The sequence below is a fragment of the Arthrobacter sp. NPDC058097 genome, from assembly GCF_042884885.1.
GTDB lineage: Bacteria > Actinomycetota > Actinomycetes > Actinomycetales > Micrococcaceae > Arthrobacter.
Genome location: NZ_JBHVSZ010000011.1, coordinates 31,684 through 57,131, shown reverse-complemented (window position 1 = coordinate 57,131; position 25,448 = coordinate 31,684). Strand labels below are relative to the sequence as shown.

The 25,448-nt window shown below is 63.5% G+C and carries 25 protein-coding genes; 11 read left to right on the top strand and 14 right to left on the bottom strand.

All coding sequences use genetic code 11. The features are described from left to right. Nucleotides 1-97: 97 nt before the first annotated feature. The 3 genes from trxB to ACFVTE_RS18410 all read right to left on the bottom strand — a co-directional run bounded on the left by trxB (nucleotide 98) and on the right by ACFVTE_RS18410 (nucleotide 2,419). Nucleotides 98-1,105 carry a thioredoxin-disulfide reductase gene (gene trxB / locus ACFVTE_RS18420; protein WP_387102816.1) on the bottom strand — a complete coding sequence of 336 codons (1,008 nt, stop codon included), beginning with the start codon at nucleotides 1,103-1,105 and terminating at the stop codon, nucleotides 98-100. Nucleotides 1,106-1,134: 29 nt separating this feature from the next. After that, a complete protein-coding gene (locus tag ACFVTE_RS18415; protein ID WP_387102814.1) occupies nucleotides 1,135-1,557 on the bottom strand; it encodes an arsenate reductase ArsC in 423 nt (140 codons plus the stop codon). A 187-nt stretch (nucleotides 1,558-1,744) separates the two neighbouring features. Continuing rightward, nucleotides 1,745-2,419, bottom strand: coding sequence for a helix-turn-helix domain-containing protein (locus ACFVTE_RS18410; RefSeq protein ID WP_387102812.1), 675 nt, complete (start codon nucleotides 2,417-2,419; stop codon nucleotides 1,745-1,747). Between the two features lie 46 nt (nucleotides 2,420-2,465). Here ACFVTE_RS18410 and ACFVTE_RS18405 point away from each other — a divergent pair, with 46 nt between their 5' ends. The 5 genes from ACFVTE_RS18405 to ACFVTE_RS18385 all read left to right on the top strand — a co-directional run bounded on the left by ACFVTE_RS18405 (nucleotide 2,466) and on the right by ACFVTE_RS18385 (nucleotide 5,425). Continuing rightward, entirely contained in the window at nucleotides 2,466-3,206 is a 741-nt protein-coding gene (locus ACFVTE_RS18405) for an aquaporin (protein ID WP_387102810.1), read from the top strand. 92 nt (nucleotides 3,207-3,298) lie between these two features. Next, a complete protein-coding gene (locus ACFVTE_RS18400) occupies nucleotides 3,299-3,649 on the top strand; it encodes an ArsR/SmtB family transcription factor (protein ID WP_387102808.1) in 351 nt (116 codons plus the stop codon). A 38-nt stretch (nucleotides 3,650-3,687) separates the two neighbouring features. Further along, on the top strand, nucleotides 3,688-4,173 hold the full coding sequence (locus ACFVTE_RS18395) for a GNAT family N-acetyltransferase (RefSeq protein ID WP_387103085.1): 486 nt from the start codon (nucleotides 3,688-3,690) through the stop codon (nucleotides 4,171-4,173). 34 nt (nucleotides 4,174-4,207) lie between these two features. After that, nucleotides 4,208-4,735, top strand: a complete 528-nt coding sequence (locus tag ACFVTE_RS18390; RefSeq protein ID WP_387102806.1) for a DinB family protein — start codon at nucleotides 4,208-4,210, stop codon at nucleotides 4,733-4,735. A gap of 204 nt (nucleotides 4,736-4,939) precedes the next feature. Then, on the top strand, nucleotides 4,940-5,425 hold the full coding sequence (locus ACFVTE_RS18385) for a hypothetical protein (protein ID WP_387102805.1): 486 nt from the start codon (nucleotides 4,940-4,942) through the stop codon (nucleotides 5,423-5,425). A 117-nt stretch (nucleotides 5,426-5,542) separates the two neighbouring features. On the opposite strand, the gene ACFVTE_RS18380 is transcribed toward ACFVTE_RS18385, so the two are convergent. Continuing rightward, nucleotides 5,543-6,049, bottom strand: coding sequence for a hypothetical protein (locus ACFVTE_RS18380; RefSeq protein ID WP_387102803.1), 507 nt, complete (start codon nucleotides 6,047-6,049; stop codon nucleotides 5,543-5,545). A 216-nt stretch (nucleotides 6,050-6,265) separates the two neighbouring features. Between ACFVTE_RS18380 and ACFVTE_RS18375 the strand changes: the two genes are divergently transcribed. Continuing rightward, nucleotides 6,266-6,550 carry a hypothetical protein gene (locus tag ACFVTE_RS18375; protein ID WP_387102801.1) on the top strand — a complete coding sequence of 95 codons (285 nt, stop codon included), beginning with the start codon at nucleotides 6,266-6,268 and terminating at the stop codon, nucleotides 6,548-6,550. A 559-nt stretch (nucleotides 6,551-7,109) separates the two neighbouring features. Here the strand turns inward: ACFVTE_RS18375 and ACFVTE_RS18370 are convergent. Both ACFVTE_RS18370 and ACFVTE_RS18365 read right to left on the bottom strand, forming a co-directional pair. After that, nucleotides 7,110-7,931, bottom strand: coding sequence for a nuclease-related domain-containing protein (locus tag ACFVTE_RS18370; RefSeq protein WP_387102799.1), 822 nt, complete (start codon nucleotides 7,929-7,931; stop codon nucleotides 7,110-7,112). Between the two features lie 409 nt (nucleotides 7,932-8,340). Beyond that, the gene (locus ACFVTE_RS18365) at nucleotides 8,341-10,716 is read right to left on the bottom strand and encodes a UvrD-helicase domain-containing protein (RefSeq protein WP_387102797.1); all 2,376 of its coding nucleotides are present in this window, start codon (nucleotides 10,714-10,716) and stop codon (nucleotides 8,341-8,343) included. 165 nt (nucleotides 10,717-10,881) lie between these two features. Here ACFVTE_RS18365 and ACFVTE_RS18360 point away from each other — a divergent pair, with 165 nt between their 5' ends. Then, entirely contained in the window at nucleotides 10,882-11,016 is a 135-nt protein-coding gene (locus ACFVTE_RS18360; RefSeq protein WP_387102795.1) for a hypothetical protein, read from the top strand. Between the two features lie 1,404 nt (nucleotides 11,017-12,420). On the opposite strand, the gene ACFVTE_RS18355 is transcribed toward ACFVTE_RS18360, so the two are convergent. The 3 genes from ACFVTE_RS18355 to ACFVTE_RS18345 form a co-directional block, all read right to left on the bottom strand. Further along, nucleotides 12,421-13,437 (bottom strand): hypothetical protein, encoded by a 1,017-nt coding sequence (locus tag ACFVTE_RS18355; protein ID WP_387102793.1) that lies wholly within the window; start codon nucleotides 13,435-13,437, stop codon nucleotides 12,421-12,423. 448 nt (nucleotides 13,438-13,885) lie between these two features. After that, the gene (locus tag ACFVTE_RS18350; protein ID WP_387103083.1) at nucleotides 13,886-14,284 is read right to left on the bottom strand and encodes a DUF3732 domain-containing protein; all 399 of its coding nucleotides are present in this window, start codon (nucleotides 14,282-14,284) and stop codon (nucleotides 13,886-13,888) included. Between the two features lie 1,079 nt (nucleotides 14,285-15,363). Further along, nucleotides 15,364-16,635, bottom strand: a complete 1,272-nt coding sequence (locus tag ACFVTE_RS18345; RefSeq protein WP_387102791.1) for a hypothetical protein — start codon at nucleotides 16,633-16,635, stop codon at nucleotides 15,364-15,366. 389 nt (nucleotides 16,636-17,024) lie between these two features. On the opposite strand from ACFVTE_RS18345, the gene ACFVTE_RS18340 reads away from it, so the two are divergent. After that, complete coding sequence (locus tag ACFVTE_RS18340) at nucleotides 17,025-17,723, top strand: response regulator transcription factor (RefSeq protein ID WP_387102789.1); 699 nt, start codon at nucleotides 17,025-17,027, stop codon at nucleotides 17,721-17,723. After that, complete coding sequence (locus ACFVTE_RS18335; RefSeq protein ID WP_387102788.1) at nucleotides 17,720-19,132, top strand: sensor histidine kinase; 1,413 nt, start codon at nucleotides 17,720-17,722, stop codon at nucleotides 19,130-19,132. The genes ACFVTE_RS18340 and ACFVTE_RS18335 overlap by 4 nt, the downstream gene beginning before the upstream one ends. Before the next feature lie 274 nt (nucleotides 19,133-19,406). Here ACFVTE_RS18335 and ACFVTE_RS18330 read toward each other — a convergent pair whose 3' ends face one another. The 3 genes from ACFVTE_RS18330 to ACFVTE_RS18320 form a co-directional block, all read right to left on the bottom strand. Beyond that, the gene (locus tag ACFVTE_RS18330) at nucleotides 19,407-20,033 is read right to left on the bottom strand and encodes a glycoside hydrolase family 16 protein (RefSeq protein WP_387102786.1); all 627 of its coding nucleotides are present in this window, start codon (nucleotides 20,031-20,033) and stop codon (nucleotides 19,407-19,409) included. A 628-nt stretch (nucleotides 20,034-20,661) separates the two neighbouring features. After that, complete coding sequence (locus ACFVTE_RS18325) at nucleotides 20,662-21,198, bottom strand: hypothetical protein (protein ID WP_387102785.1); 537 nt, start codon at nucleotides 21,196-21,198, stop codon at nucleotides 20,662-20,664. Nucleotides 21,199-21,471: 273 nt separating this feature from the next. Continuing rightward, nucleotides 21,472-22,716: an alkaline phosphatase family protein gene (locus ACFVTE_RS18320; RefSeq protein WP_387102783.1), complete on the bottom strand. Its 1,245-nt coding sequence runs from the start codon at nucleotides 22,714-22,716 to the stop codon at nucleotides 21,472-21,474. A 163-nt stretch (nucleotides 22,717-22,879) separates the two neighbouring features. Between ACFVTE_RS18320 and ACFVTE_RS18315 the strand changes: the two genes are divergently transcribed. Next, the gene (locus tag ACFVTE_RS18315) at nucleotides 22,880-23,560 is read left to right on the top strand and encodes a VTT domain-containing protein (RefSeq protein ID WP_387102781.1); all 681 of its coding nucleotides are present in this window, start codon (nucleotides 22,880-22,882) and stop codon (nucleotides 23,558-23,560) included. 152 nt (nucleotides 23,561-23,712) lie between these two features. On the opposite strand, the gene ACFVTE_RS18310 is transcribed toward ACFVTE_RS18315, so the two are convergent. Next, a complete protein-coding gene (locus ACFVTE_RS18310; protein WP_387102779.1) occupies nucleotides 23,713-24,147 on the bottom strand; it encodes an undecaprenyl-diphosphate phosphatase in 435 nt (144 codons plus the stop codon). Next, nucleotides 24,122-24,649 carry an undecaprenyl-diphosphate phosphatase gene (locus tag ACFVTE_RS18305; protein WP_387102777.1) on the bottom strand — a complete coding sequence of 176 codons (528 nt, stop codon included), beginning with the start codon at nucleotides 24,647-24,649 and terminating at the stop codon, nucleotides 24,122-24,124. The genes ACFVTE_RS18310 and ACFVTE_RS18305 overlap by 26 nt, the downstream gene beginning before the upstream one ends. 256 nt (nucleotides 24,650-24,905) lie before the next feature. Here ACFVTE_RS18305 and ACFVTE_RS18300 point away from each other — a divergent pair, with 256 nt between their 5' ends. Continuing rightward, nucleotides 24,906-25,322, top strand: a complete 417-nt coding sequence (locus ACFVTE_RS18300; protein WP_387102775.1) for a hypothetical protein — start codon at nucleotides 24,906-24,908, stop codon at nucleotides 25,320-25,322. The last annotated feature ends 126 nt before the right edge of the window (nucleotides 25,323-25,448 follow it).

The following is a 25,448-nucleotide window of genomic DNA, read 5'->3' as shown; positions in this document are numbered from 1 at the left end:
GGGTTGTTTAGCAGCAGTCCTGATCGTCGTCGCAGCAGCCCGAGTCGCCGCAGCATCCGTTCCTCATTCAGCTCACCTCCTCCCCCGGTTCCGGGTTTCAGGCGTGGATTGGGTCTTCCACCAGGGCTGTGGCGATGCTGTCCGCGTCCTCGAGCGCTGCGAGGTAGCGTTCCGCGTCGAGGGCCGCGGCGCAGCCGGTGCCGGCGGCGGTGATTGCCTGGCGGTAGCGGTGGTCAACGGCGTCCCCGCAGGCGAACACGCCGCTGAGGTTGGTGCACGTGGTGGGCGAATCGACCTTGATGTAGCCCTCGGCGTCGAGCTCCACCTGCCCGGCCACCAGCTCGGTGCGCGGCACGTGCCCGATCGCCACGAACAAACCGGTTGCGCCCTGCTGCCGTGTTTCGCCGGTGCGGGTGTCGGTCAGGGTGACCCCGCTGACCTTCCCGTTGCCGTGGATCGCCGTGATGGCCGAGTTCCACGCGAAGGTGATCTTCGGGTTGTCCTTGGCACGCTGCGCCATGATCCTGGAGGCGCGCAGCTCACCCTTGCGGACGACGACGGTCACCGACTTCCCGAAGCGGGTCAGGAAAGTGGCCTCCTCCATCGCGGAATCGCCACCGCCGACCACGATGATGTCCTGGTCGCGGAAGAAAAACCCGTCACAGGTGGCGCACCACGAGACCCCGTGCCCGCTGAACTTTTTCTCCTCGGCCAGCCCCAGTTCTTTATACGCCGAACCGGTGGCCAGGATGACGGCGGGAGCCTCATACGTCTCGCCGCCGCCGGCGACCACACGCTTGAGGTGGCCTTTGAGCTGAACGGACGTGGCGTCGTCGAACACGACCTGCGCGCCGAACTTCTCTGCTTGCTGCTGCAGGCCGTCCATCAGCTCGGGCCCCTGGACGCCGTCCGGGAAGCCAGGGAAGTTCTCCACCTCGGTGGTGTTCATCAGCGCCCCGCCGGCCGTGACCGAACCCGCCAGGACCAGCGGCTTCAGGCCTGCCCGGGCCGCATAAATCGCAGCCGTGTAGCCCGAGGGCCCGGAGCCGACGATGATCAGCTGCTCGCGGATGGCTTCTTTGGGGGCCTTGGTGTTGCTGCTCACGGGATTTTTCTCCTGCTGTCCGGGGCCGGCTACTTTGCGGCGGGGATGAGGGATTCGATCAGGCCCTCGATGCGTGTCTTGATCTGGTCGCGGATCGGCCGGACGGACTCCACGCCCTTGCCGGCAGGGTCTTCCAGGACCCAGTCCTCGTAGCGCTTGCCGGGGAAGTAAGGGCACTCGTCGCCGCAGCCCATGGTGATCACGACGTCGGATTCCTTGACGGCTTCGGTGGTGAGGACCTTGGGGACCTCGGCGGACATGTCGATGCCCACCTCTTTCATGGCCTCGACGGCGGCGGGGTTTATCTTGTCAGCGGGCTGGGACCCGGCGGAACGGACCTCGATCTCGCCCTTGCCCAGGGTGGTGAGGAACGCTGCGGCCATCTGGGAGCGGCCGGCGTTGTGGACGCAAACGAACAGGACGGAGGGCTTCTTGGCGGTTTCGGTGCTCACGGTTTTTCTCCTGGAATATCTGGTTGGGTGAACGGTCTTGGCGAGGTCGTCACGCCCGGCACGTCCTGCATCTCTCACTAGATATTGATGATGATCGATGTATGGAGTATCGAACGATACATTGATGGTTGTCAATATTTATGTCAGGCGGCTTTTCTGGCCGGACCATTGGGCCGGACTTGCGGGGTCAGGCGGCGGTCAGGCGTGGCGCGAGGTCGCTGATGCGGTGCGAGATGTCGGTGAAGGCGTTCTCGAAGGCCTCCTCGGTGTTGATCCGCAGCGGATCCGGCACGGACCAGTGGACGCCGCCCAGGCCTGAGAGCTCCTCATGGGCGTTGTCGCACACGGTCACGACGAAGTCGCCGTCGCCGGCAACCTGGTCCAGCCTCCGCGGTAAGCGGTCTGCAAGCGTGAGTCCATGCCGGCGGGCGACATCGACAGCTCCCTGCGCGATATGGTCAGCCGGGTGCGTTCCGGCCGAGACCGCCGGGATGTCGCTGACCTGCTGCCAAAGCGCTGCCGCCAGCTGGGAACGCGCGCTGTTGCGGGTGCAGACGAACAGGACACGGCTGGCGCCGTGCTCCACCCCGGGCGCCAGGCCTTCCAGTGCGCCGGTGGCGAGGAGAATATAGCTGCGCCGCTTGTCGGCTTCGGAGCGGTGGCGGGTTACCATGCCTGCCCCTTCCAGCGTCCGCAGATGGTGCGACAGCAGGTTCGAGGGCATGCCCAGCTCAGCCTGAAGCTCCGTCGGGGAGAAATCGCCCAGGGTCAGCAGATCGACGATGCGCAGCCGCGCAGGATCGGCAAGGGCCCCATGCTTCGCGACCCGCGCCTGAAAGGCCTCCGCTGGTTCATTTTTCATTGACTCAATTTTGACTGAGTTAATTTCTTGGGTCAAGCTTGGTCCCATGACTTCCAACCAGCCGCCGCTGTGGCGCCGTGCCCTTGCCGAACTTCTTGGCACCAGCCTGCTCGTGATGATCGTCGTGGGCTCCGGGATCGCCGCGCAGCAGCTCTCCCCGAACGACGTCGGCCTGCAGCTGCTGCAGAACAGCACCGCCACGGTGCTGGGCCTGACGGTGCTGATCCTCATCTTCGGCCCGGTCAGCGGGGCGCACTTCAACCCGGTAGTGTCCCTGGCCGACTGGATCCTGGGCCGGCGCAGCGGTGCAGGGCTGGCCCTTCCGGATCTCGGCACGTACGTGGCCGCGCAGACAGTGGGTGCGATAAGCGGCAGCGTCGTCGCGAACGCCATGTTTGAGGCCGGAACCTCCATCTCGGGCAAGGACCGCGCCACCGGCGGGCACCTGCTCGGAGAGGTCGTTGCGACCGCCGGACTCATCCTGCTGATCTTCACCCTGGCAGCCACCAAACGGGGCGTCCTCGCAGCGCCGGCGGTGGGCGCCTACATCGGGGCCGCGTACTGGTTCACGTCCTCGACATCCTTCGCCAACCCCGCCGTGACGGTCGGCCGCATCTTCAGCGACACGTTTGCCGGCATCGCGCCGGGCTCCGTGCCCGGCTTCATTGTCGCGCAGCTCATCGGTGCGGCAGCAGGACTGGGGCTCCTCATCCTCCTGTTCCCCTCGGCAGGCCGCGCCGCGGACGACGTCGTACTCCCGCATGAAGCCGGAAAGGCCGGCTCCTAGCCCCTAGCTGCGCGAAGCGTCCGGCGGCCCGCCGCTTGGGGCGTCCCGCCGTCGTACATTGATGAATATCAATATTGACGCATAATGGGTACATGAAGTTGCTGCCTGTTCTCGAGCCCGTCACGGATGACGCCTGCTGCGCGCCGGCAGGCGCGCCCGCCCTCGGCGCCGAGGAAGCGAAGCAGCAGGCCCTGGTTTTCAAGGCGCTGGCCGACCCGAACCGGCTCCGGCTGCTCTCCATCATCAAGGCTGCGTCCTCCGGGGCCACCTGCGTGTGTGACCTGACCGATCCGCTGGACCTGAGCCAGCCCACGGTGTCCCACCACCTGAAGGTCCTTGTGGAAGCTGGGCTGCTGCACCGCGAAAAGCGCGGCACCTGGGCCTACTTCTCCCTGATTCCCGGTGCCCTGGACGGCATCGCCGGCAACCTCGCGAACCTGTGACGTCAGAAGCTGTGACCGCCGCGGTGGCGGTCCGTGCCATGGACCCCGCCGACTGGGCCGATGTCCGGCGCATCTACCAGGAGGGCATCGACACCGGCGATGCCACCTTCGAATCCGCGGCCCCGGGCTGGGAGGACTTTGACCGGTCCAGACTGGCCGGCCACCGGCTCGTCGCCGAAAATGCAGAAGGCAGGATTCTTGGCTGGGCAGCCGTCTCCCCGGTTTCCGCCCGTCCCGTTTACTCGGGCGTGGTCGAACACTCCGTATATGTCGCCGCTGAAGCGCGGGGGCTCGGCCTTGGCGCGGTCCTGCTGCGGGCCCTGGCGGACTCCACGGAGGCTGACGGGATCTGGACCATCCAGGCCAGCGTCTTCCCGGAAAACGAAGCAAGCCTCAAACTCCACTTGGCCAACGGCTACGTCGTCGTGGGGCGCAGGAACCGCATAGCCCGGATGCCCCATGGGCCGCAGGCCGGACAGTGGCGCGACACCATCCTGATCGAACGCCGCTCCCCCGCCATCTGAACGTCAGCGGTATCAAAACGGAGGGAGGCACGAGGTGGCAACCAAGGCAGACATCGTGGCTGACTACGGCCGCGCAGCCACAGAGCTCGGAACCTGGCTGGAGAACGCCACCGCCGAGGAACTTCGCCGGAGAAGCAACGGCACAAAGTGGACCAACGAAGAACTGCTCTTCCATATGGTTTTCGGCTACATGGTGGTCCGCGCCCTGCTTCCGCTGGTCCACCTCATCAGCCGGCTCCCGAAACCCGTTGGCAAGGCCTTCGCCGCGCTCCTGAACGCAGGCACGCCCCCCTTCGACGCCGTCAACTATTGGGGTTCCCGCGGCGCAGCCCTCGTCTACAACAAGCGAAGAATGGCCCGGAAACTCGACAGAACCATCAGGTCCATCTCCCGCAAACTGGAACACGAAAGCCCCGCGTCCCTGGCACGATCGATGCCCTTCCCGGACCGGTGGGATCCGTTCTTCGCACCGTCGATGACGCTCAACGACGTATACGCGTACCCCACCAAGCATTTTGACTTCCACGCGCGGCAGCTCAACCTCAGCCACCCGCAGCAATAGCCGCGATGCAGGAGTGCTGAATCGTGTCGCCCCGCATATGCACGATGAATTCCCTGAACCTCTGGCCTGTTTGGAGTGCCGTCAGATCTGCATGGCCCCCAATCGCCTCCACAGATTCACCCCAAATGGAAACATATTAGGACGGCAGCCGAAGGCGCCGTGATCCTCTGGGAGCGATAGATTTTGGGTAAGACTGCCAAGGAGATGCCCACGGGTTTCACCCACTACTTCCAGGGCCTTGCGGCCACCGCGGACGTCATCGCCGATGCCAGAAAGATCATTGATGCCTCCGCGGTGACCATCTACGGACCGGCCGGCCAGGGACCGCCAATCCTGAACGAAGAGGACGGAATCCGTCTGAACGGTTTTAAGGCTGCCGCGGAGGCCGACGAGACGTTCCATCTGCGCGGCACCAAACCGCCGCGCCACCCCGACATGGGGACGTTCTGCACGACCGAGAACCGGCCCTACGACATCGTGGTCACCGCCATCCTCATCGCCGCGGCAGTCCGGTCTCTAGACTCCACCACCGGCACCATTCGCAGCGACGGCCGGTGGGACAACTGGGCTTCCGGCGCGGACCTGTTCGAGGAGGCAGTGTGCCCGCTGACCGTGGACGAGAAAATCGCACTGGAACTCGACGTCGAGGCCATGCGCCCAACGCCTACTCCACACCCCGACGGTTCCTAAGAATCACGGAAACCCCGGTCGAATGCCGCCCCGTGTTCGGCTAGTGCCTGTCCCCCGGGCGAGGATTGAAGCCGTCGTCAGCGAGAACGGATAACGCCGTCTGAAGTTGCCGTGAAGCTACCTCGGTTGCTGAGCGGTTGATGCCGCCCAGGACGGATGCTCCCGGCTTTCATGGTGTCGGGGAAGCTGCGGGAAGGCCGCCTCCCAGAGGTGACGGCACGGGTCGGGCAGCCGCATCGAGGGCCACAGCCCGAGCAGCCGGCCGACATTGATGATCCCGGCCATCTCATCGACCGACCCCGAGTTCTGCAGCGTCAACTGGTACAGCACGGCGCAGCTTCCATCATCAGCCACGTCACAGACGTTATCCGGTCCCCAGTCCAAATGGACCGGCAGCTGCACAGTACCCGACGCCGGCCCTGTCAGATCCTCAAAGGCACCCGGGACCAGGTAGACGAGGGAATCAGCGATGGTGTGCCGGGCCTCCGGCCCGTACACGTACTCCCGCAGTCCCGCCCGCACGCGTTCGGAAACGGTCGTGCCCTCGCTGGCAGCCTTGGCCTGGGCCCGGTCCCACAAGTCATCCTCGATACGGATCGTATGCCTCGTTGTACCGGCTGACATGGCGCCTTCCCTCGCTACCTTCCTTCCGCTCCCCACGTTACAGGTGTCATGACACCGTGGAAATGCTTTGCCAGCCAGAGTCGTCTGCCAGCGGCAACCGGGTTTTAGGCCCCCGAAATCCTGAACGCTTCGGCCTGGGAGACGAAGCCCCACTTGGCATCCTTCATAGAGCCCTGACAGTCATGCAGTCAGCCGGAAGCCCTGCCATGAACAGTCGTGGAGGCAGAAACAGGCAACACCATCGCACAGATGGTTCCGCAACTTTTGAAGGTCATGCAGTTCTACCCCAGGCCGACCATGAACGAGCAGAACAGTCCACCACAACCGAAAAGGAGGAGCGGGATGAACAACCAACATCGAGCAGAAAAGAAATTTTCCGCCGAACGTTCTCAGATCATGTTGGCCAGCCCAACAACGTCCATGAACAGGTACCAAAGAGCAAACACTCCAGGACAAGAACCAGGCAAGGAGGCAACCGGCCACACCACCAGCCGCCAATAAGAAAGGCCCCCGAAGGGGCCCTTCACAACAAAACATGTGCACCAGTCAGAGGCTAAAAAGCCCCTGAACAGGGAAAACACGTGCCCAAGATGGGACTCGAACCGGGCGCCACCCCCTGAAAATCCGCCACTCCCCCGAAAACATCACCAGTCCGGCCCAGTCCGACGCCGGTACAACCGAATCCGAAGCCCAGGGTGTGCACATTGTGCACACCCTCTTTTTGCCTACCTTGCACCCTGTTCAGTGGATGTCCCGCAGATTTTCGGACGCCGGAAGCTTCGGCCGTCTTCCCTTCGGCGGGACATGGCTCAGCCAGAATTCGACACACGAAATTGGCCGAGCATGTCTGCGCGGACCAAGCCAGGGGTCGGGATTCAACGAACGTCATAGGCGGTGGACTCCTTCGAACATCTCATGCCCAGAACAATCGACGAGGCCATGACTACCTGTCTGCAGGAACTTGGGTACCCGGGGCCACTAACGCATGCAGTTTACGGTGATTCTCTTTCTACCTTTGGCGAGCGAAGATAGACAGCCCTTGCGTCGGCATCCCGACAAATCACGCAGACCGGAATCGGGAGGCTACCGCAGCACGCATAGTCGCCACATCAACATCGCCGGCTGTCACCGCTGCAAGCACCTTGGCTAGCCGTTTCGGCCAGAGCACGTGAACGCCGCGAGTCGAGAATGCTCCTCCGATCAGAGGCCAGTCTGCTTCAATGAAGCACAGCACCCCTGTGACCGGAACATCCCCGACAAGGTCCCGCACGACATCGACCTGTTTGAGCACTCCATCGACCAGTTTCGTGCAGTCACGGCGGCCGACGAGGAGCTTCTCGACGCGTGGGCGAAGGATGCCACCTTCGATCTTCAGTTCAGGCCGCCCCTTGTACCGCTTGGCGTCGATCACCCAGACACCGCCGGGAGTGATGGCGATGTGGTCGATGTTCGCCTTCGAACCGGGGATGCGTCGGTCGTGGAGGACTGCTAGGTTATCGGATGCCAGGGCATTTAGCCGGGCGCCGAGGCGTTCCTCACCGATCGCGCCCCGATCCCAGGACTTGGTGTGCGGCCGCTCGTCAGAGAGCGCAACTGCGAGGCCACCCAGGCCACCCCACTTCTCCCGGAGTCTTTCCTCGTCCTTCGCCTTGCGCCGCTCATATTCGCGTCGGGCGGACGAACCGGCTACCCCAGAGTCAGCGGCCGGCGACTCATAACCAGACGGATCCAGCTCCGGGGACACGGGTTCCGGAGCCTCGGCGGCACACTCCAAGCAGCGGACGGTCCTTGTCCCGCTCTCATAGATCGCTTCGCTCCCGACCGGAAGAGCTGCGCCACACACCCGGCACGCTCCGGCGTACCGGAGCCTCATCTGCTTCATGAGAACAGGGGGTGGATCACCGCAACGGACATAATCTCCTGGTGACCTACGGGGGTTCGACCGAGAATGTGCTTTGCCATGGCTCAATCCTCGCCCACGGCTGAAGCTTTCAGGCGGTCCGGCATGCCGAGGACCTCCAAACTGTCCGGATTCTGGTGGTGCCCTCCGTCTTGTGCATGACCGGGAGGTTTCGTCTGGAGCCTTGGTCGTAGATCCCGCTGGGCCCGGGACTCCGTAGAGCACCCGCAAAAGGGATCCTCGGGCGAGGTTGAGCATCTGCCCCCGGGTTCCTCGGGGCGAGGTTGAGTATCTGGCCCCCGTTGCTCCGACAACACGCACTTCGAACGGCTGGCGAGGTGGGAAGAAGGGCGCAACCTCGACTGTCTGTCGCGCACGCCAAAGTCAAGACTCACGGCAAGGTCCTCGAAGCATGAGAACCGCGCAGCAGGTCCTGAGCAGTTCCCGATGAGGCCCGGCGGGCTGTGAGGTTTAGAGTTCCGGTGCATAGCGGGTAGCCCGTGCAGCCGAGGAAATCGCCGTGCCGTCCCTTGCGCCGTCGCATGGCCCGTTTCTCGCATTTAGGGCAGATGACGGGGGTGATGTCTGTGCCGTTCGAAGACCGGACGGAGATCGTGTGGTCCCTGACGAGCTCGAGGAGAAAGGGTGATTCGTGCCCGGTGCGGGTGAGCAGGAGCACCGAACGGCGTGCACGGGTGAGTGCGACGTAGAAGAGACGCCGTTCCTCCGCATAGGGGTGCGATTCGGGTGCCGCCATGGCCAACTGCAGGAGAGGATCGTCCTCGACAGTGCTGGGGAAGCCGCGTATCTCCAGCCCGAGGACGACGACGTAGTCGGCCTCCTTCCCTTTCGAAGCATGCACTGTGTTGAACTCCACCTTCAGATGGGCGTGCTTGGCGTGCAGCGCGGAGCGGACGTCGTCCCGGGAACGTGTGTACCGGCCAAGCAGCAAGACGGTCGCTGGCGCGGTGAGCTGCGCGTCGAGCCCGGCGAGCTGCTGCCGGAGGACCGAGTCGTAGTCGGCACGGTTGTCCACGCTGACAGCGAACACGGTCTCGCCGTAGTCGGGCGCTGAGGAGCCGATCTGCTTGCGGATCTGCCCAGGGTTCCTCGTCACGAACCCGCCGGCGATATCGCACAGCGACTGCGGGGACCGGAACGTGCGGTCCAGCCAGATGGTCGACGCTGCCCCGAACCAGTTGTCGAAACCCGTCATTACGCTGAGGTCGGAGCCCGCGAACCGGTTGATGGACTGCCAGTCGTCGCCGACCGCGTAGAGGTAGGTGCCCTTTGTCTTCAGCAGGGCCCGGACGAGCCCCGCGCGCGCCGCGCTCGTGTCCTGCATTTCGTCGACCATGACAACCCTGTAGGAACTCGCCCACCTGCCTGAGTCGACATAGTCGGTGGCGAGGTTCAGCATGTCCTCGAAATCGATCTGGCCTGCAGCCCGGAGCTGACGGTCCCATTCCGCGACAACCGCCGTGTACAGGCGCACGAACAGCCGGGCACGCAACTCGTGGCCGGCCCGCTGCGTGAGCTCGTCCGGACTGAGGCGATTGCCCTTCGCATGGGACATGAATGACCGCATCAGCGTGATCATGGCCCGGTCGGTGATCGGCGGCTCCCCCGCTGCTTCCCGGTACGGGTCTTCCTCCAGCTCGATTCCATGCCTGCGGAGCTCCCGCTCGAGGTGGTCGAACCCGGACCCGTCCCGGATGGTGGCCGAGGTCGTCTCTATCAGTCCGGTGCCGTACCGGGCATGGGTCTGACGCCGCCACGCCATGCTCTCGGCGTATCCCTCGAAGTGGGGCGGCGGAACACCGTCGGGTCCCAGCGCCCAGTGCTCATGCCAGATATCGATGTCCGGGTAGCAGAAATCCGGCTGGTACTGCCGGTGGTGGGCGTCCGCGACGTCGAAAGCGTATGGGCGCTCGTACTCGTAGCAAACCCCGTTGAAGAACAACCAGTTGGCGATCATCACCTCTTCCTGGCTCTTCACGATCTCCCCGGCCAGCGTCTCGAACCCCTGCGCTCCTGTCCGCCGGTCTACCTTCTCAGGTTCGGCTTCGTCTCCGGGATCGGGCAGCTGCCGGCCGAACACGAGGCGGAACAGGTCCCACTCGCGACGGAAGGCCGGGTCCTGGCCGCGGAGGGCATCGACGACCCTCGACAGTCTCCCGATGCCGTTGTCGGTGGCGAGGTCGTCCGGGAGGGAAGGCTTGCGGCCCGTGGCCTCGCCGATGATACGTAGCCCAAAGGAGTGGAACGTGCTCGATGCCACCGACGCACCATCATCGCCGAGGCGGGAGACGAGACGCTCCGAAAGTTCACCGGCCGCCTTCCTGTTGAACGCAAGCGCGAGGATCTCGGTCGGCTGCGCGATTTTCCTTCGGATCGCGTACCCGGCGCGGGCAACCATCGTCGAGGTCTTTCCCGAGCCCGCGGCCGCCACAACCCGCACCCGATTGTCGAAGCAGACCGTCGCCCTAACCTGCTCCTCGGTCAAAGGCGACTTCTCCACCGTGCGGAAGAAGTCCGCCAGTGCGTCTTTCTCCGACTCCAGGAACGCTTCGTTACGCCGGGCAGCCCACTCCGGTAAGTCAGTAGTGCCGCAGGCATCGACCGCGCCCCGCTGGTCAGCGCGATTCCCCAAGGGGAACGCGGAGAAACGCGGATCAGTGCCGGCAGCCAACCACGCAGCAACGTCTGGACGGATGCGCTCGAGCGCGGCGATCGTCTCCTGGTCCACCCATCTCGGTCGCTCCATCACCTCTTGCACCTGCGACCACCACAAGCGGGCCGCCTCACCCTGCCTCTCAGCTGCCGAGACCAGAGCGGCGAGACGCTGTCGCTCGTGGAGCTCGGAGCGGTACGCGGCCTCAACCTCCCGCGCAGCGCGACGTGAGAGCCCCGTCAGCACCGCCTCTGCCCGATGGGCGAGAGTGATGACTATCCGTCTCGGGCCCTCATCGACAACGAGTCCCAGGATGTCGAGGACATCGACGTCCACTTCACGTGGGATCCCGAAGACATGCAGACGACCGTCGCCTATCGACAGCACCCATGACCCTGCTCCTTTGAACATCCGAGCCCACCAGCTCGGCTTCCATTCCGTCAAGATGTCCCCCTCGGTAATGCCCAATCCCGACGATCAGTCTATTTGCCCAGCAAGGTCCCGCCATCGGAAGTGCAGGACCGCGCAGCACCCAACGACGCCACTCCAGGTGGATGTGTCGTGGAGGCAGAAACAGGCAACAGCACGGCAGAGATAACTCTCCAACTCAAGACAGTGATGCAGTTCCAACCCAGGCCAACCATGACTAAGCAGAACAGTCCACCACAACCGAAAGGGAGGAGGAGCGGGATGACCCTAGGACACCCCGAACCGACCCTGCGGATCTGTACGGATCGGAACCGATATGCAGTAGCTGTTCTGGAGCGCCTCGTTGAAGTGCTCGGCTCCCCCGGCTCTCGCCTTCTTCCATAACGGTGCCGTGAGAGTTCGTGCCGATGAGGTCCTCGCCCATGCGCGCACCGAAGAACAGCACACGCCTCGTACATGGATGGATCAAGCAAGCACCAGGTGCCGCCACTGCCTCAGCTGATTGCAAAGGAAGCCACCGAAGTACCCCGTTAAATAATCGAAGCTAGGGATTGCCCCGGATCTCGTTGACACGGCGACATTCCTTGGAGCAGTTCAAGGAATCGAAGCAAACCATATGGCAGTCCCGATAGCCTTTGCCGCTGAAGACGTAGACTCGAGAGCGTAGACGCTCCACAGGGAGCAAAACTTTGCTGCACACATCGACTGCTCTACCAATCGCAGGAGAGCATTCCATCTAGAGGGAACTCGGGCCATGGTATGACGATCTATAGAACCAAAGAGTGGAACGGATACGGAAAACAGAATTACTACTGGAACGAATACAGGCTCGAAGGTGACAGTGTCGTCAAGTACAAATGCCATAGACAGAAGTTCTTTGGCGGCCACGAAAACAGTTGGCAAGAAGACGAGGAGGCTGTGGAAACGTGGGGAGTTGGTGATTCGAACATGCCTGATTGGCTTAAGCAATATCTCTGAGCACAGCCTCAGCCGCATGCCCCATTTTGCGGTCATGGATGGCACCCCTAGAAATCACGGTTGTGGTACCAGGAGCGGCTCCCATACGCCTAGCGTTGTTCCGCGATCGCCTGCCGCCGACTGGCGTCATCGGCCCAAAGTACTCCCGCCGACTCTTAGGCGCAGTACCTCGTCATACGTCAAGCCCTCGGTGTTTAGCGCGGTCGCGGCGGTCCGCTCGGTATCCACCCGAGAGGACGTGACAGCAGCTAATGCCATTTGGCAACGCCGCGTCCGCATAAGATCCGGCGTAGTTTGAGGACAGTACTGCACGGTCCGGAGCCGAAAACATTGACAAGCGAACAATTAGCGGTCGCAACGGACAGAAGCGTCAAGCGTGAATTGCCAAAGCTAGTCGGTCACGAGTCTGGCGAGGGAACGAACGCCGTTGGTGAACTGGTCGAACTTCAGCTTAATATGTCCGTTCTGCAGCCCGCCCGTGCTGCGAACGAGTTCATGTGCCTTGAGCTCAAGCAATTCATCCGGGACGAATCGCGGTATTGTCCTGCTTACCCATGGCCAACGATCCGCCTCTTCACCTCTTTCGGCACGGTAATCATCAGGGAGGAATATTGGCTCTGACGTCACCTCCACGACTGCGTAGCAGTCGCGGGTCTGTGCGCAGATGACGACCAAGTCTCTTGGTTTGATGCTTGGCCGTCCCTTTGCAGGGCTGCCGAAATACCACTCGTTGCGCCATTGGTCCAGCGCCGGTTCACCGTATTCAGATTTCAGCCACAAAGTCCGGGTTTCATCTCGAGCATCAAGCAGCAACTGCTCCACGAGAGCCAGAGCGGAGTTTTTGTCCATGTCACAGGAAGCAGGTGCCTCTGCCTCGGTAAGCCGACGAGCCTGCAGAAGAAGCTTCTCCAAGTCGTGTGCCGTAACTTCCCGATTGGGCCAAGAATTGATGACTTTCCGAACATCGTCTACCTGGGCAGCTCCCAATTCGACACCCAACTCGAAGTTGGGAGCCTTCGAGGTGCCCAGCCCTGCACCAGTAAGGTTCGCCGATCCAACGAAACCACGGCTCCCAACGATGAACGTCTTGGCATGCAGCCGTTCAACATGACTGACGTTGACACCGTTTTGCTGCAGTTCAACCAAGCCTTCAACCGACAAGTAGCCGTTCGCTACCGCCGTTGGGTCCAAGCAAGTCAAAAAATGCCATTCGGAATCCGAGTCTTTAGCGGCCACCGCCAGCCGCCGACACACATCAGAGGACACATAGGGACTGGTCAGGATCACTTCGCCATCAGCGTCCGCGATTTGTTGGTACAGCCAATCTGCAGCACTCGTATAAACCAAAGCTTCATTCATCACGATGACGACATTACTGCGAGTCGCGGGTAGTTCGGCATTAGGCATGACTGTCTCCAGACGGGCCGCTCAGAGCATCCGCTCCACGATGTATCTGCACTGGTGCTGGTCTTCCTGCCCGCAATTCGCCTGACAAAGAGCCCCGGATTGAATGTCAAAAGTGTCCTTCAATCTAGGGACGCTGAAAGTCAAAGTCGCTGGGTTCTGAACATTCCCCGAGCCGGACCGCTTGAATTACCACTGATGCCCCGCAACTGGTTCACCAATCCGGTTTCCGACAATTAGACGCTTAGAATGTGAGACTTGCCGGGGACCGGCGAGATTGTAATGAAGGATGGAGCAATGGTGTTCCGCACTCTAAACCTGGAGGATGCAGACGACCACTTTCCTGGCCAGGATACCGAAGTGGTCCCTTGACCATGCGACGGCCCCGGCACGAAAAAATGGGTGCAAAACATGTCGAGCACGTCAGCACACGCGGCAGAACGGCGGGAGCTCAGCCATCCTCCGTCAACCATTCTGTGGGAATGAAGGCGACACCGTTTCGCCAATTCTCGATGACACCGTTTTGGAACCAACTGTCTGCGAGGTTTGCGTGATCGCACACAATCACTTGGAGCTTGCCGGTGAGCGTCGACACGACGTCTCGCATTAGGGTGAACTGCCGTCGAACCGCTTCCCAGTCGGCGTTTTCATCGTCAGCAGCATCAACAACCTCTTCGGGAAAGAACGCCTGCGTTGGCTGATCGAACATGACAAACCGCGGCACAGGCCGATCGTTTATCGCGAACCAGTGGTGGAGCGCTAAGTGAGCTACAAGGTGATAGCCGACCCAGTTTTCCGCGCTTCCCATATTTGGTAATCCTAATGGATGAGGCCTGGATCGGCCCCTGATACATTTTGCGAATTGCAGCTTCTCATCATCGGCTTTTTCCAGGAAACGAAATGATTGTCGGAGCGGCCGGCTTGCAAATGGATCCTCCCTTCACATCAGACACCTATGAGCCAACCGTCGGCAAGAAGGAAGCAGCGAGGATGAGCAGCGCCGACCCACCACTCGTTAGTTAAGGAACGATGAGCCGTCGCGCGTGTCGGCTTTCAAAGCAGCAGGCCCGGCTTTTCAACCCCTTAGGGCGGAAGGTGATGACGAAAATTGGGGATGTAGTGCGGCCTCCAGTACAGCAGCTGGAGATCGACTTGGCCCTTGGGATGTGCTCGCCTGCATTTCAGGCCCTGCCGTGGTCATAGACGGAGTTCACTACCGCACTGCTCTTGTCTTTTAAGTATCTTTGCTTCTGTCTCGTCCTTACCTTCGTGCTCGTTGGCGCTCATGCCGAGACCTAGCAGGAACACTGCGCTTGCTGCCATTAGTACAGTCGTCATTATGAGGAATGGATCGTTGTGCATGGTTATGGCTGCTCTCTATTCATAGTTGCCAGATGCCCTGCCCTGCTTCATACCCGGCGGTGCTGTTTCGTTTTGCGCGCGTGCTGCAGTGCTGGCCTTGGTCATTCTTCGGGTTCCCCCGTCCATGCTTGCCATCGGCGGCACGAAATTACCTCTACTCTCGGTGCCAAGGGCTGTGGCCAGGCGGTCTGCCGGCTCCTCTTGCCAGTGGTCTGCGGGCCCCCTTTCGGGGACAGTCCGCCACCTACCGGGGCCGCCCAATCAAAGGGCGAAACCGAAGAGCCGACAACCGGCAAAGATTCCGTCGGACTGCCACCAACTGCCTTACAGAGGCCCTTCGTGCCGTGCAGTCACCCGTGCAGCCGTGACCTCGCCGGATCTTTGAGGACGATGGCCCAGTTCACGTCTCTCCTTCCGCGCTGCTTTGGGTTTCCTTCATGATGCTGCCTGCTCCCTGAGAAGACACTGAGACCGACAGGAAGGATATCCGGTACCGGTATCCGGGAGCGGTTTTCTGCCTCTTGCCGCCGTCCCTGCTCGTTGAAGCCGGTTGTGTATCCGGGCTGGTCAGGCACCTTCAAGGGTTTTGAGGAGGTCGTTCAGGACTGCCCGTTCTGTCGCCGGGTTGGGAGTGTCGGAGCGGACGGCGCTCAGCACGGGGTCGATCTGCTGATCAATGAAGGTCCATGCGGCGCAGTCCGCGGCGCTCAGTGCAGGTTGGTTGTCGTCCCAGGCGGTCTCGAGGTCGGTGACACGGGCCGCCGCAGCGGGCTGGTTGCCTTTTTTGACGAGGGCAAGGGTGTCGGACGTGATGGTTCGGAACTCAGTGATGTTGGACGCGGGGAAGTGTGCCTGCGCTGCCGCTTGTGCCTCAGAGCGGGTCAGCGGCGCGGAACCGGCAGTACAGCCCGCTGCCGGGCCCTCGGCGGCGAGAGCGCTCTCGTGCGGGAGACTGTTCGTGTATCCGAGGAGCGCGATGGTCGCGACCGCGACGGCGGACAGGATGCCCAGGGTGGTTCGCCGGCGTGCGGGGGACGCTGCAGGGACTGCCTTGTTGGAGGTGTGTTCGACGACGTCGGCTTTGCTGATCGTGAGATATGCGACGGTGGCCAGGATCGCTGCGAGGAAGATGATGCTCGTGGTGAAGGTCCCCATGCCCAGCCCTCCCTCGGCGGGTGTCAGGCCGAGCCAGTCTCCGATGTTTGCGCCCAGGGGGCGGGTGAGGATGTAGGCGATCCAGAAGGCGAGTACGGGGTTGGCGCCGAACCGCCAGAGAGCGGTGACGATGCCAATGAGGGCCAGGGGCAGCAGGATCGAGGGCCCGGGACCCCATCCGGTGAGCTCGAGGGTCCAGTCACCCAGGGCCGTGCCGAGAGCGAAGGTCACCAGCACGGCGAGCCAGTAGAAGGCTTCCCGGGGCACGGTGACGATGCTGTGGATTGAAAGGGTGCGTTCCCTGACGAACCAGATGGTGAAGACCACGGCCAGCGCCGCGGAGAACACAGCCGAACTGATCCAGAGAGGCACGCCGGCCTGGTCGGTGAGCAGGTCGGTGCACAGGGTTCCGGTGATGCTCATCACGACGACGGTGAGCCAGTAAGCGACCGGGCGGTAGCGCCGGAGCCTGATCTGCACCGCAAGCACCACGGCGGTGACGGCGATGAAGATGATGGCGGTTGCGACGAGGCGGACTCCGAGGGCGGTGTTTATGTAGTCGGCGAAGCTCTCTCCGACCGTGGTGCACAGGATCTTAATGACCCAGAACCAGATCGTGATCTCGGGGACCTTGCTCAGCCGCGCTTGGACTGAGGGCAGGGATGTCATCTGTTGTGTACTCATGGGCTGCATGGTTTCAGCCGCCGCTGCAGCGGAACTGCGAAAGGACGCAGCCCAGTCTGAGAATCCTCACATGAACGCGGGAGGCCACGACCGGCGGTTTGACGCCCAACACCGGGCGCGGTGCCGAAGAGGACAGACCCCGGGCCGGCGCTGGTCCGGCGTCTGTCCGGGTCAGCAGGGTTAGGCTGGCCGTTTAGGCCGAACCGGGCATCCAGGCCGGCATCCAGGCACCCCGCCCTGGCTCGGCCCGCGAACTTCCGGAGGTCACCGGGCATCCGATTCCTGGACCCCGGGAATTCCTCTTCACAGCTCCCTTCCCCGGTGACCCTGAGCGCCGGAGCCCGGCATTGATTTGTTCAGGTAGTGCCGCCAGGACGAGAATTGGCGCCATGGCTGCGCTCCCTGACCGTCCCGTCCGCGTTCTGGTCGTCGAAAACGATACCGAACTCGGACCTCTGCTGGTCCGTGGCCTGGGCGAGGAGGGCTATGAAGCGGATTGGATCGAAGACGGCCCGACGGCCCTGATCACGGCGCAGGAGGAGAACTACGGCATCGCGGTGCTCGACGTGATGCTGCCCGGAATGTCCGGTTTCGAACTCTGCCGGCGGCTACGGGATGCCTCCCGTTCCCTGATCATCCTGATGCTCACGGCCCGGGACGATGTCAGCGACCGGGTGAGGGGCCTGGACGCCGGGGCCGATGACTATCTCACGAAACCTTTCGCGTTCAGCGAACTCTCCGCCCGGCTTCGGGCGCTCCGGCGTCGGGAGAGCCTGGCCATCCGCCCGCGGCTGGAAGTTGGAGGGCTGACGATCGACAGTCACGATCATGTCGTGCGGGCGGGCGGAAAGGTGGTTCCGCTAAGCCCGAAGGAATTCGCCCTGCTGCGCTTCCTGGCCCAAAACGTTGACGAGACGGTGCAGCGCGAGGCGATCCTGCTGGAGATCTGGGGGACGGTTCAGCACACCAATCCGAACATCGTCGACCAGTACATCAGCTACCTCCGCCGCAAACTCGAACGCGTCCCGACCGGGATGAGCCTGCGCACCCTGCGAGGGGTCGGCTTCGAGCTGACGCGCGAGCGATGAATGCCCTCCACAGGCTCTCCATCCGGGCCCGGATCACGATGGGCACGCTGTTGCTGGCCGCCGTATTCTTCGGTGCCGTCTTCTTCGTCGTGCGGGAGCAGGTCGATCAGATCATGCAGAACGCTGCGTTCGAAGTGCTCCAGCACGACGCGACCCCGTTTGAGACGGCCATCCAGCAGGAACCGAACGACCGCGGCGACAAACCCGGCGAAGGCCAGCTCGTCGCGGTCATCAATCCCGCCGGCAAAACCGAGACGTCGACGCTGCCGACCCCCGTTACCGCCAACATGGCCCGCCTCGATCTCGCCGCCACCGGCCCGCAGCAGCTGGCCGCAGGCGGATCCACCTACCTGGTCGCTGTCGAGACCGTCCAGACCCGCACCGGAGACTGGACCATCATCTCCGCCCGCAACCAGGATGAATCCGCGCTCGTCCTCAGCGACCTCACCACCGGCCTCATCCTCGGCCTGGGCGCCCTCACCCTGCTGTTCGGCGTTGTCTCGTGGCGTTTGATCGGGGCCGCACTCCACCCGGTCACCCGGCTGCGCCGAAGCGCGGAAGTGATTATCGCCTCCGGCACCGACGAACTGCTGCCCTTGGGACCGGCGAAAGATGAAATCACCGACCTCGCCAGGACCCTCAACCGGCTCATCGAGGACCTCCGGGCCTCCGCTGCCCGGGAACGGCAGCTGGTCTCTGACGCCAGCCACGAACTCCGCACACCACTGGCGGTCCTGCAGGCACAACTGGAACTGCTCCGCACCGGGAACCGCAGCAGCATCGACTCCGACATCGCCGCAGCCCAACGGGCAACCACCCGCCTCACCAAACTCGTCGAGAACCTGCTCGAACTGTCCCGTCTGGATGCCGGGCCCCTGCCGACGCCAACCACCATCGGCGCGCTCGTCGAGGAGGCCGGTGAGGCAATTGACCGGGTGCGGCTCCGCGCAACGAACGACGACGTTCGGATTGACCTGATCACGCCCGACCACGCCGACCACGCCGCTCTGATCGCGATGCCTGCACTCCTCTACGGCCAGGTTCTCGACAACCTGCTGTCCAACGCCCTCCACGCCCTCGACGGGAAAGGACAGATCACCGCCACCATCACGCTCGATCCGCCCGACCTCATCACCCTTGTCACCGACAACGGGCCCGGCATCGATCCGGAGTTCCTTCCCCAGGCATTCGACAGGTTCTCGCAAGAGGACAAAGTGCGCGGGAGCGCCAACGGCTCGGGTCTGGGCCTGGCAATCGTCGCCGCCGCCGCAGCCTCCGTCAACGGCACCGTCACACTCGAGAACGCAGCCCCCACCGGCCTCATCGTCCGACTCACCATCCCGGCACCCCGGAAACGCCCGGCATCCAAGGAACGCCCCGCGCCCGCTTCACGGGGCGACGGCACCTGACCGGCCGCTCCCACGCCTGCAAGGGGGCGCAGACGAAAGATCCTTGAGGGCTTGATTGCTGCGAAGGACTCGATGGGGTTGTGCCGGTCGCGTACTGGTCACCGGGTTCGGTGGGGGCAGGGGGTTTTGCATGTCTTCCATGTAGCCTGCGGCGATGCGCTCTGGATGGAGGCGTCCGTGGACGCGAGGCGCTGCCACATTCGCGGGGTTCAATTCGTTACCGCCTTCCTGTTCTACTGGCTGGTTCCCCATGGGGGTTCGACCCGGCGTCTCTTTAGCGCCTTGCCCAGGCCGCGACCCAGGCCACCTGCACGTGGCCGGCAGTCCCGGGCCGGGGGCACCCGGTCAGGCAGGACTCGGTTTGCAGGATGTAATGCATGGGCTTGACGGGTCTGCCTGTCGTGATCGTGCCCAGTCTCTTCCCGTCGAGGAGGAAGGTGACCCGTCCGGGTGTCCATTCAGTGGTGGCCGTGTGCCAGGACGTGAAAAGGGTTCGTGAGGGAACCACTTCATAGATGTTCTTCGATGATCCGCTCCGGTGGACCGCACCGAAAAATGGGCCCGCAAGGTCCCCTTCCGGGTAGTCCAGTTCACCGTCCCTGGGCCAGACGCCGCTGTCTGGCCACATCAGCCAGGCGGTCTTGAAGCCCGGAAGCGAGTCTGCCCTGAAGCGTACGGAGTACCGTCCGTATAGTTGGCTGTTGGGCCGGTGAGGCCCGGTGCTGGTGTTCGCGATGATGGGAGCGGGGGCAGCGCCCATCGAGATTCCGTGTTCGGAGTGCAGATACCAGTCCAGGACGCCGTTCCTGACGCTGAGGACCTTTGTGGGGTAGTAACCGGATTTGCCGCCGCTGACCTGCCCTGCCGTGCAGGTGTCCCGTCGGCGTAACCCGCGCTCCATGTCGCGCGGTAAGCTGCCCCGGGGAATTCGCCGATGGGGACATCGCCGTGGATGAAATCGCCTGCGAATACCTGCCGCCACCCCGGCAAATCACCGACCGGCAGGCGCTGCCCGGAAACGGACGTGTCGTCCGGGGGTGAACTGGAGGCTCCGGCCGGGTGCGGCGCAGGCGTAGGATTAGGCGCCGGCGTTCCTGGACTGCCCGGAGGGGTGGTGTACGCCGTGCCGGCATCCTGCGGCGTCCCGGGCCCCGGGACTCGGGATCCGGCAGGATCGGCAGCGGCGGATCCTGCCGGGACCGGGACAGCCGGAGCTGTCGTACTGTCGGTGGAGATCCCGGCCGGCCTTGGCTCCGGGGAGACCACCACCTGCCGCGGCGCCGTCGGGTCGCACCCTGCGACGGGGACTGCCAGAGCCGCCAGGCAGCCGAGAACAATCAGCGTGCGGTACTCACCGTAGATCTTCCGCTTGAGCTGTGCCAGCACCCGGAGCATTGTCAAACGATACCCATGCCGCCGGAACCTTGAAAAGGAAAACGGGCAGGGCGTCTCGCGGCTGCGCTGCTTCGACGGCGAAAATGCCTCGTTATTAGTAATAATTTCTTCGATACGGACGCAGCATGCCCGTCTCACGCGGCAGGCCGCGGCTTCCGGCGGAGGAACTCACTGGTTCCGTAGCCGGCCGCAACGACAAAGATGCTGCATATCCATCCGAGGGCCAGGATGATCATCGTTCTGGTGTCTCTGTCCTCGTAGGGGGTCAGAGACTGCCCTGCCACGACAACTTTTCCGGCCGAGGGGCGTGCGACAATCGCCATCCGCAGTTCGGGTGCCGGCTGCCAGGTCACCGCATTGAAGCCGGATGTCCGGGCAGCGTCCAGCACTCCGCCCGGTACAACGGGAAGCGAGCCGTCGAGTGTGACCGTGCCCGGCTCTGGTCGGTCATCGGCCCCGTAGACGATGACGAACACACCACTGTCCGGCGTCAGTTCCAGCCGGGGCCCGGGGGCAGGCGTTGGCTGCGGCAGCTGCACCTGGGTGGCGAGAGCGGCCTCGGACGCCTCATTGGCGGCGCTCCGTCCAAGCTGTTGAAGCGCCACGTAGACGGTTCCGAACACCAGCGTCATCACAAGGGCCGCTGTAAGCCAGCCCACAGTTCTTCTCATGACTCCATCATCGGATACAGCCGCGGCGGAAGCGGTTGCCTCGAGGAGAGCGGTTCCAGCCCGCGTTCGAGGGGAATTGCGGCCGTGGTCCTGCCCGCTGGACCGGGTAAGACGGCCCATCCCGCTGCTCCTCGATGGGTCCTGGCCGTTTCAAAGAGTGATTCGTTCAGGCGCGGCCCAGGGTTACCGGTCGTGAATCATCGATATTGGTGCAGGACCGGCGCGGTGCGTCCACCCGATGTTGCCTTGGGCTTGCCCGCCCTCGGCGGACAGCTAGCGCTGCGTTTGGGGCCGGGCGTTAAACACGTCGGTTTCGAAGGTGTTGATCCCGGGGGCGGCAGCGTACCCGAGGCGGGGCAGGGAGAACATGTCCTCAATGCTGGCCAAAAGGCTGTAGTGGTTGTACAGGACGGTCGACGAAGTCCCGCCTTTGGTGAACGCAGAGAGGACCAGGGCGCCTACTTTGCCGCCGTCGGTTCCACCGGCCACTCCGGAGGGGCCGGTGGTGTGGCCTTCGGATTCATCGAAGGTGATCACCAGTACCCCGTCCTGTTTGAAGGCCGGGGATTCCAGGATGGCCGGGACGTGCTGGCGAAGCCAGGCGTCGGCGGTTTCCAGGCCGCCGGGACGTCCGTCCGCGCAGGGGCTGTCATGGCCGTCGTTGCACAAATTCGGGGTGATATAAGCAAGGTTAGGGGTGGTCGCGGCGGATTTCAGGTCGTCGGCAAGCCTGTCGAAGTTGACCACATTCCTGGCACAGTCCGGGGACGCAGTGATCGACTCGAAGTACACGAATGGGTTGTGCCGGGTCGCGTACTGGTCGGTCGGCGTCGCGTCCTGGTGGTCGTCCCCGGCACCGAGTGCAGGGTGCTGGCAGGGAGTGGCCATGTCCTCCATGTAGCCCTTCCAGGTTTTACCGGCCGAACTCAGCTGCCCTGCCACGGTAGGCACCGATGCCGGGTAGACGCAGCCGGTGCCCTGCACCTGGCCCGCGGTAGCTGTGCCGGTCACCTTGAACAGAGTGTACGTGGGGCAGTCGTCGCGGGTCATGACGTTGGATGGCTGGCCCGAGATCTGCGCGAGGTAATTGGGGTTCGAGTTGTGGGCGATGCCGTAGTACTCGCTCAGCAGCACGCCCTGGGAGCGGAGGGTTCCGGACAGGTAGGGCGCAAGCGAGTCCTTGCCCCAGGTCTCGTAGTAGCCCTTGTTCTCCAGGTTAACGACGAAGACATGGCCCGGTTTCCCGCCTGCCTGTTGACCGCTCTGCGGGGCGTCCCGGGAGGCGGTGCCCGTGGGACCAGCGGCCGGGGACCGGGTAGCCGACGGCGGAGCGGCCGACGGGGACGCCGTTTCTGAAGGAGCTGACGTCGCTCTGGGTGAACCGGTTTCCGGCGGGGCACTGGTGTCCGACTGTGCCGGGATGCAGGCCGACAATGCCAGAGACAGGGCTGCCGTCATTGTTATTGCCCTGGCGCGGGCAATGGTGTGTTTCCGGTGCTCGCGTGTGCTTTTGCGCATCTGTCCCGGCTTTCTCTCGGCTCGACCTCGTGCCCAGGCTGCGACTAAGAATATGCCACCTCCGGCCCGGGCCGGCAGGGGCTTATCTGCCGGTTTCCTGTGAACCTGAGATGGACGGAAACAATTCGTTCTCGCGGCCGCGCAACGGGCATAGGGTGATTTCATGCGTGCCATGGAGATCACCGCAACCCTGACCGTCCGCCCGGCCACCGGAATCCTGCCCCCATGGATGGACCCTAACGAGTTCCTCCGGGATCCCGCCGTCGCGCCCTGGGTCGTTGTGGTGGTGTGCGCGTTCCTGTTCATCGAAACGGGCATCCTGGTCGGGTTTTTCCTGCCCGGGGACTCACTGCTGTTCACCGCGGGCCTGCTCGTAGCCACCGGCACCGTGCATGTGAACATCCTGCTTCTGGGCGCCGCCGCGTTCGTTGCGGCGTTCGCAGGCGACCAGACCGGATACCTGATAGGACGCAAGGCCGGCCCGGCTGTCTTCAACAAACCGGACTCCCGCCTGTTCCGCCACGAATACGCCGACAAGGCCCACGTGTTCTTTGAAAAATACGGGCGCCGTTCAGTGATCCTGACGCGCTTCGTGCCGATCGTGCGGACGTTCCTTCCCGTCACCGCCGGGGTAGGCGGCATGCGGTACCGGACGTTCATCGCGTTCAACGCGATCGGCGCCTTGCTCTGGGGTGCCGGCGTGCCGCTGCTCGGGTTCTGGCTGGGCAGATACGAGTGGATCGGCGCGAACATTGACCTGCTTTTTATCCTGATCGTGCTGGTCTCCGTGCTGCCGATCGGCATCGAGCTGCTCAAAAACAGGCGAGCGAAGGCTGCTGATTAGGAACCCGAACCCGGCCGGAGCGTGCACCGCCGCGAACGCCGGCGCTCCCGTGGCTGCCGGGCACGGTGTTTCCTGGGGGAATGCCATGCTTGACACGGACTTGAAGCAAACCCGGAAAACCCGTGACCCCGGGGCCAGGGCGGAACCGTTCCCTAACCGGTGGTGAGCAGCAACACGAAGTAGACCGCGCCTCCGGCCAGGCAGTACAGTGCGAACGGCTTCAGCGTGCGTGTGTGGAAGAACCTGAGCAGGAACCGGGTCGAGAACCACGCCGCGAGGCCCGAGCAGAGGGCGCCGACGAGGAACGCGACACGCTCGTCAGCCAATTCAGCGCTGAACAGTTCGGGCAGTTTCAGGACGGCCGCCGCGCCGATGATCGGGGTCGCGAGCAGGAAGCTGAAGCGGGCAGCGTTTTCATTGTTCAGGCCCGAGAGCAGCCCGCCGACCATGGAGGACCCTGAACGGGAGATGCCCGGGATCAGGGCTGCGGCCTGCGCGGCCCCCACGCCGAGGGCCTGTTTCCAGGTGAGCCTGGAAATGGCCGTGTCTGAGTGGGCAGCCTCAGGTGCCGGGGTCTTCAGCCCCACTTGTTTCTGCAGCGGGCGTCCCCGGAGAGTGCGCGGCGGCTGCGGCAGGGATGGGAGAGGTCTTCCGCTGGCGTAGCCGCTCCGCAGCGAAGAGGATCAGGCCGTTGACCACGAGGAAGCCGGCGGCGACCAGGGGTGAGGCGAACAGGGTCCGAATGGGCTTTTCCAGCACCAGGCCCAGGATCCCGGCGGGGATGGTGCCGGCGATGAGCAGCCAGCCGAGTTTGGCATAGGTGTCGGAGGGCTCGATTTTCCGGTTCCGCACCGAACGCCCGAGACCCTTGAAGATCTCGATCCAGTCCCGAAGGAAGAAGACGAACAGCACGATCGCGGTGGCCAGGTGGGTAGCGATCAGAAACGTCAGGAACGATGGGGCGTTCTGGTCCAGGTTCCAGCCAAAGAGCCGCGGAAGGATGACGCTGTGACCCAGGCTGGATATGGGAAACAGCTCCGTGATGCCCTGAAGGAGTCCCAGGACGGCGGCCTGAAAGGTAGTGATCATGCCCGGGAGAATACCTGCCGCCGCTGAGCGTTTGGTGAACGTCCGGCAGAGACCGCCGCCCGTTGCCTCGGCTACCGCTCCAGACCGGCTGCCGCGTGTCGCGATGCGTGCCACGCGACCTTATCCGGGCTTCACAGCCGGTATCCGGGCTTCACAGTGGGTACACAGCGGCGGGAAAGACGCACGACAGGACGGCCCTCAAGTATTGGGTCATGGCCTTCGAAACAGTCGAAGCGCAACCCCAAGGAGCACAGTCATGAACCAGGTCAAGAAAATTGCTGCAGGCGCCACGCTCATCGGCGCGCTGATCGGCGGCGGCGCCCTGGCCGTCACGGCCCTGCCGGCCAACGCGTCCACCCCGACCACGTCCTCGACGGCATCGTCGTCGACACCGGGCACCAACACGTCACAGACGCCGCGTGATGAGTCGAAGGGCGGCCATGTGGGCGCCAATGGCTCAACTGAGGTTCTGTTGACCGGTGACACAGCCGCCAAAGTCACGGCAGCTGCGCTGGCCGCCAACCCGGGGGCCACCATCGAGCGCGTGGAAAACGATGCTGAGGGTGCCACTTACGAGGCGCACATCGTCAAGGCCGACGGCACCTCTGCCACCGTGAAGCTGGATGCCGCGTTCAAAGTAACCGCCACTGAAACGGGTGGTCCCGGACACTGACCCTTTACCGACTGGCGCCGCCGCTGGCTTCGTTCCATCACGGGGATGTGACCAGCGGCGGACCCGGTGAACCGACGGGCCCTGTGCGCTGTGGACGGATATTTGGGTGTTGCGGGTGACGTTGTC